Origin of the sequence: Levilactobacillus cerevisiae, from assembly GCF_003946245.1 — a bacterium.
In the GTDB taxonomy this organism is placed as follows: domain Bacteria; phylum Bacillota; class Bacilli; order Lactobacillales; family Lactobacillaceae; genus Levilactobacillus; species Levilactobacillus cerevisiae.
The window spans coordinates 1-4,922 of sequence record NZ_RHNN01000057.1; the positions used below are offsets into that span (position 1 = coordinate 1).

Below are 4,922 nucleotides of genomic sequence, written 5' to 3' on the forward strand. Positions count from 1 at the left end.
CTCAAAACTAGATATCATCAAATTATTTTCTAGAGAACACCACGTTTTTACAACTTGGTTAAGTCCTCGACCGATTAGTACTGGTCCGCTTCACGTCTCACAACGCTGCCACTTCCAGCCTATCTACCTGATCATCTCTCAGGGGTCTTACTTCCATATAGGAATGGGAAATCTCATCTTGAGGCGAGTTTCACACTTAGATGCTTTCAGCGTTTATCTCATCCATACATAGCTACCCAGCGATGCGCCTGGCGGCACAACTGGTACACCAGAGGTATGTCCATCCCGGTCCTCTCGTACTAAGGACAGCTCCTCTCAAATTTCCTACGCCCGCGACGGATAGGGACCGAACTGTCTCACGACGTTCTGAACCCAGCTCGCGTACCGCTTTAATGGGCGAACAGCCCAACCCTTGGGACCGACTACAGCCCCAGGATGCGATGAGCCGACATCGAGGTGCCAAACCTCCCCGTCGATGTGGACTCTTGGGGGAGATAAGCCTGTTATCCCCAGGGTAGCTTTTATCCGTTGAGCGATGGCCCTTCCATACGGTACCACCGGATCACTAAGCCCGACTTTCGTCCCTGCTCGACCTGTCTGTCTCGCAGTCAAGCTCTCTTCTGCCTTTACACTCAATGAATGATTTCCAACCATTCTGAGAGAACCTTTGGGCGCCTCCGTTACTTTTTAGGAGGCGACCGCCCCAGTCAAACTGCCTACCTGACACTGTCTCCCACCACGATAAGTGGTGCGGGTTAGAGTGTTCACACAGCGAGGGTCGTATCCCACCAGCGCCTCACTCGAAACTAGCGTTCCGAGTTCTACGGCTCCGACCTATCCTGTACAAGCTGTGTCAACACCCAATATCAAGCTACAGTAAAGCTCCATGGGGTCTTTCCGTCCTGTCGCGGGTAACCTGCATCTTCACAGGTAATATAATTTCACCGAGTCTCTTGTTGAGACAGTGCCCAGATCGTTACGCCTTTCGTGCGGGTCGGAACTTACCCGACAAGGAATTTCGCTACCTTAGGACCGTTATAGTTACGGCCGCCGTTTACTGGGGCTTCATTTCTGGGCTTCGCCGAAGCTAACTCATCCACTTAACCTTCCAGCACCGGGCAGGCGTCAGCCCCTATACGTCATCTTACGATTTTGCAGAAACCTGTGTTTTTGATAAACAGTCGCCTGGGCCTTTTCACTGCGGCTACACTTGCGTGTAGCACCCCTTCTCCCGAAGTTACGGGGTCATTTTGCCGAGTTCCTTAACAAGAGTTCACTCGCTCACCTTAGGATACTCTCCTCGACTACCTGTGTCGGTTTGCGGTACGGGTAATTAATCACTAACTAGAAGCTTTTCTCGGCAGTGTGACATCTGGTACTTCCCTACTAAAATTCGGTCCTCGTAACGCCTTGTCCTTAGCAATAAGCATTTAACTCATCACCAGACTTAACGCTTGAACGCACATTTCCAATCGTGCGCATACCATAGCCTGCTGCGTCCCTCCATCGTTCAAACATGATTAACTAGTACAGGAATATCAACCTGTTATCCATCGCCTACGCTTCTCAGCCTCGGCTTAGGTCCCGACTAACCCTGGGAGGACGAGCCTTCCCCAGGAAACCTTAGTCATTCGGTGGATCAGATTCTCACTGATCTTTCGCTACTCATACCGGCATTCTCACTTCTAAGCGCTCCACTAGTCCTTACGATCTAGCTTCATTGCCCTTAGAACGCTCTCCTATCACGTGACCTAATGGTCACATCCATAATTTCGGTAACATGCTTAGCCCCGGTAAATTTTCGGCGCAGGATCACTCGGCTAGTGAGCTATTACGCACTCTTTAAATGGTGGCTGCTTCTGAGCCAACATCCTAGCTGTCTATGCAACTCCACATCCTTTTCCACTCAGCATGTATTTAGGGACCTTAATTGATGGTCTGGGCTGTTCCCCTTTCGACGGTGGATCTTATCACTCATCGTCTGACTCCCGGATATAAATCAGTGGCATTCGGAGTTTATCTGAATTCAGTAACCCATGACGGGCCCCTAGTCCAAACAGTGGCTCTACCTCCACGATTCTTAATTCCGAGGCTAACCCTAAAGCTATTTCGGAGAGAACCAGCTATCTCCAAGTTCGTTTGGAATTTCACCGCTATCCACACCTCATCCCAGCATTTTTCAACATACACGGGTTCGGTCCTCCAGTGCGCTTTACCGCACCTTCAACCTGGACATGGATAGGTCACCTGGTTTCGGGTCTACATCAATTTACTGAAACGCCCGTTTCAGACTCGCTTTCGCTACGGCTCCGGTCTTTACACCTTAACCTTGCAAATTAACGTAACTCGCCGGTTCATTCTACAAAAGGCACGCCATCACCCATTAACGGGCTCTGACTAATTGTAGGCACATGGTTTCAGGAACTATTTCACTCCGCTTCCGCGGTGCTTTTCACCTTTCCCTCACGGTACTGGTTCACTATCGGTCACTAGGGAGTATTTAGCCTTGGGAGATGGTCCTCCCGGATTCCGACCACGTTTCACGTGTGTGGCCGTACTCAGGATCCTGAACTGAGGGTCAACAATTTCATCTACGGGGGTATCACCCGCTATGCCACGCCTTCCCAGACGTTTCGATTATCATTGACTTTGGTAACTCAAATGTTCAGTCCTACAACCCCAACAAGCAAGCTTGTTGGTTTGGGCTCTTCCCCGTTCGCTCGCCGCTACTTAGGGAATCGATTTTTCTTTCTATTCCTGCGGGTACTTAGATGTTTCAGTTCCCCGCGTCTGCCTCAACTCAAGTATGTATTCCCTGAGTTGTAATAGTTGGTTAAAACTACTGGGTTTCCCCATTCGGAAATCTCCGGATCAAAGCTTACGTACAGCTCCCCGAAGCATATCGGTGTTAGTCCCGTCCTTCATCGGCTCCTAGTACCAAGGCATCCACCATGCGCCCTTCATAACTTAACCTAACGATTACTTCGTAATCGTTGATTAATTGAGTATTAGCGATTTAAAACTAATTAAAAAACTCAAAAATTCGCAGTGTTCTCGGTTTAATTATCTTATAAAAATAATTAATTAGAAAATATTTGATAATATCTAGTTTTCAAAGAACAAGTTAGAGAGGTAAGCCCCTCAAAACTGACCATTGTTTCGACAAAGTATGTGTAGCCTCCGTATATTCCTTAGAAAGGAGGTGATCCAGCCGCAGGTTCTCCTACGGCTACCTTGTTACGACTTCACCCTAATCATCTGTCCCACCTTAGACGGCTGACTCCCGAAGGTTATCTCACCGGCTTTGGGTGTTACAAACTCTCATGGTGTGACGGGCGGTGTGTACAAGGCCCGGGAACGTATTCACCGCGGCATGCTGATCCGCGATTACTAGCGATTCCAACTTCATGTAGGCGAGTTGCAGCCTACAATCCGAACTGAGAACGGCTTTAAGAGATTAGCTTAGCCTCACGACTTCGCGACTCGTTGTACCGTCCATTGTAGCACGTGTGTAGCCCAGGTCATAAGGGGCATGATGATTTGACGTCATCCCCACCTTCCTCCGGTTTGTCACCGGCAGTCTCACCAGAGTGCCCAACTTAATGCTGGCAACTGATAATAAGGGTTGCGCTCGTTGCGGGACTTAACCCAACATCTCACGACACGAGCTGACGACAACCATGCACCACCTGTATCCATGTCCCCGAAGGGAACGTCCTATCTCTAGGATTTGCATAGTATGTCAAGACCTGGTAAGGTTCTTCGCGTAGCTTCGAATTAAACCACATGCTCCACCGCTTGTGCGGGCCCCCGTCAATTCCTTTGAGTTTCAACCTTGCGGTCGTACTCCCCAGGCGGAGTGCTTAATGCGTTAGCTGCGGCACTGAAGGGCGGAAACCCTCCAACACCTAGCACTCATCGTTTACGGCATGGACTACCAGGGTATCTAATCCTGTTCGCTACCCATGCTTTCGAGCCTCAGCGTCAGTTACAGACTAGACAGCCGCCTTCGCCACTGGTGTTCTTCCATATATCTACGCATTCCACCGCTACACATGGAGTTCCACTGTCCTCTTCTGCACTCAAGTTACCCAGTTTCCGATGCACTTCTCCGGTTAAGCCGAAGGCTTTCACATCAGACTTAAGAAACCGCCTGCGCTCGCTTTACGCCCAATAAATCCGGACAACGCTTGCCACCTACGTATTACCGCGGCTGCTGGCACGTAGTTAGCCGTGGCTTTCTGGTTAAATACCGTCAACTTCTGAACAGTTACTCTCAGAAGTGTTCTTCTTTAACAACAGAGTTTTACGAGCCGAAACCCTTCTTCACTCACGCGGCATTGCTCCATCAGACTTTCGTCCATTGTGGAAGATTCCCTACTGCTGCCTCCCGTAGGAGTTTGGGCCGTGTCTCAGTCCCAATGTGGCCGATTACCCTCTCAGGTCGGCTACGTATCATTGTCTTGGTGGGCCTTTACCTCACCAACTAACTAATACGCCGCGGGATCATCCAGAAGTGATAGCCGAAGCCACCTTTCAAACAAGAACCATGCGGTTCTTGTTGTTATACGGTATTAGCACCTGTTTCCAAGTGTTATCCCCTGCTTCTGGGCAGATTTCCCACGTGTTACTCACCAGTTCGCCACTCGCTTCATTGTTAAAATCAGTGCAAGCACGTCATTCAACGGAAGCTCGTTCGACTTGCATGTATTAGGCATGCCGCCAGCGTTCGTCCTGAGCCAGGATCAAACTCTCATCTTAAAGATGATGCTTGAATAGCTCATCGATTGTTGTTACTTTGTTTTTTAAAGCGAATTGACTTCGCAAATAAATATTTTGGGTTTGATACCAAGTATCAAACCGCCCTACACATATTTGGTTTGTCGAAACAATGTTCAGTTTTCAAAGGTCTACCAAGTTAT

Annotated in this window: 2 rRNA genes; both read right to left on the minus strand. The window is 49.0% G+C overall.

Annotated elements, in window-relative coordinates:
• Positions 1–54: 54 nt before the first annotated feature.
• A 23S ribosomal RNA gene (locus tag EKM99_RS15345) occupies positions 55–2,973 on the minus strand.
• 222 nt (positions 2,974–3,195) lie between these two features.
• A 16S ribosomal RNA gene (locus EKM99_RS15350) occupies positions 3,196–4,761 on the minus strand.
• The 16S and 23S rRNA genes sit together here, the layout of an rRNA operon.
• Positions 4,762–4,922: the final 161 nt, after the last annotated feature.